Annotated in this window: 1 pseudogene; it reads right to left on the bottom strand. The window is 73.3% G+C overall.

Annotated elements, in window-relative coordinates:
• Positions 1-22: 22 nt before the first annotated feature.
• Positions 23-613 (bottom strand): annotated as a pseudogene (locus VQ03_RS29810) (glutathionylspermidine synthase family protein); the annotation flags it as partial.
• Positions 614-731: the final 118 nt, after the last annotated feature.

Below are 731 nucleotides of genomic sequence, written 5' to 3'. Positions count from 1 at the left end.
TTCACATGTGTATAAGAACCAGATCCTGGAGATAGGCGACCGTGCCGCGATCCTCCGGCGCGTCGGCAAAGCTCGCGAAGGCGAGGCGGGGCGCGCCGGTCGCGGCGGCGATCGTGACGAGGCGCGCCACCAGCCGCTCGTGCAGGGCGTTGAACTGGTCGCAGCCCGCCGGCAGGCGCCCCCGGGCGAGGCAATCCTCGAGCCAGAGCCACTGGAACACCGCGCTCTCGTAGAGGGCGGTCGGCGTGTCGGCGTTGTATTCGAGGAGCTTGGCCGGTCCCGTGCCGGCGCCGCCGTAGCTGAGGTCGAGGCGGCCGTAGAGCCCGGGATCGCGCCGGCGCCAGCTCGCCCGGATCGCGTCCCAGGCGTGCTCGGGGATTTCGAGCGAGGCGAGGATCTCGCCGTCCTCGACCGCGCGCGCGACGAAGGCGAGGCAGAGCGCGTGCAGGGCGCGGCTCGGCGCCTCGATGTCGTCCTCGATCTCCGCGAGGCTGAAGGCGTAATGGGCGCTCTCGTCCCAATAGGGCGCCCCGTCGAAGGAGTGGAAGTGGAAGCCGGCGCGGGACGCGTGCTCCCGCCAGTCGGGCCGCTCGAGGGTCGCGACGCGGCGCATCAGCCGCCCCCGGATCCGTGACCGCTCCCCGATGCCGCGACCGCCCGCCCGGTCCCGCCGAAGCCGCCGCGGGCGATGGTGCGGGGCGTCGAGGCCGTGGTCCGAGCAACGGAGGCGG

This window comes from Methylobacterium tarhaniae (assembly GCF_001043955.1).
GTDB classification, from domain to species: Bacteria; Pseudomonadota; Alphaproteobacteria; order Rhizobiales; family Beijerinckiaceae; genus Methylobacterium; species Methylobacterium tarhaniae.
The sequence above is the reverse complement of the archived record's forward strand: the minus strand, read 5'-3'. Positions and strand labels throughout refer to the sequence as shown.